We start from the raw sequence: 1121 nt of genomic DNA on the forward strand, positions 1-1121 counted from the left end.
CTGGACCGGCATTCTGCAGTCAGACGCCTATGCGGGTTATAATACTCTGGCGAAACCGGGACGCCAACCCGCGCCGGTTGTCTCCGCCGGATGCTGGGCCCACGGACGCAGAGGGCTGTTCAAAATCGCCGAGAGGGACAAGGCGCCCCTCGCCATAGAGGCAGTAGGCAGGATCGACGCCATATTCCAGGCCGAGCGCACCATCAACGGTACGCCCCCAGAACATCGGCTGGCAGTCCGTCAAACAGACATAGCCCCTCTGGTCGACGATCTGTTCGACTGGATGCGGGAGTGTTGCCGGCGCATGTCGACAAAAAATCCCGTTGCCCACGCCATGAACTATTTTCTCAGACGTGCCGATACATTCACACGATTCCTCACTGACGGCCGGATCTGCCTCTCAAACAATGCAGCAGAACGCGCCCTGCGCGGCATCGCCCTGGGCAGGAAAGCCTGGTTGTTCGCCGGGTCCGATCGTGGCGGAGAGCGCGCCGCCGCCATGTATTCCCTGATCGTCACCGCGCGCCTGAACGATGTCGATCCCCATGCATGGCTCGCTGATGTCCTGGCACGGATCAATGACATTCCCAATCCACGCCTCCATGAACTCCTGCCCTGGCACTGGAAAGCCCACCAGCAGGTCCACAATACCATCGCCGCCTGAATACGCCCGCGTCTCTCGCCGGATGATTACGCGCGGGCAGCGATCTCGGTCATTGTCGCCGCCTCGTAAGATTTCTCGCCAAAGACCGTTGTCGCGGCCGTAAGGATCGCTTCAACGCGGTCGCGTCCGCGCTGCCGCTTGGGCGCGAGTGGTGATGAACGGGGCGGGCTTGACATAATGCGAGGGTACCCTCAACTTTCTTTTATGCGAGACAGTCCTCGCATAACCGATTTTCCATTGCCGGTCGATGTTTGACCCGACCATGTATCCAGATCCCGGAAGGCGCCGATCCGTGAACAGATTTGACCCGCGAACCACCGCCCTTGTCTGTTGATTTTCACTGAGAACTGACCCGGGCAGGGCGGAAATTTTCATCGAGATTTGACCCATGCCTTCACACTCCCCGGCAGCATCTGCTGGGGGTTTGAGGAGTGATTGACATGGAGCTTCTGAGTGT

Annotated in this window: 2 protein-coding genes; one reads left to right on the plus strand and one right to left on the minus strand. The window is 59.5% G+C overall.

Annotation, left to right across the window (positions count from 1 at the left end; translation table 11 throughout):
* On the plus strand, window positions 1-664 hold a 664-nt coding region (gene tnpC, locus CFR80_RS18310), incomplete at its 5' end, for an IS66 family transposase (RefSeq protein WP_110507826.1).
* A gap of 26 nt (window positions 665-690) precedes the next feature.
* On the opposite strand, the gene CFR80_RS18315 is transcribed toward tnpC, so the two are convergent.
* Entirely contained in the window at window positions 691-840 is a 150-nt protein-coding gene (locus CFR80_RS18315) for a TetR family transcriptional regulator (RefSeq protein WP_373636558.1), read from the minus strand.
* Between the last annotated feature and the right edge of the window lie 281 nt (window positions 841-1121).

Source organism: Komagataeibacter oboediens (genome assembly GCF_003207815.1).
Taxonomy (GTDB): Bacteria; Pseudomonadota; Alphaproteobacteria; order Acetobacterales; family Acetobacteraceae; genus Komagataeibacter; species Komagataeibacter oboediens.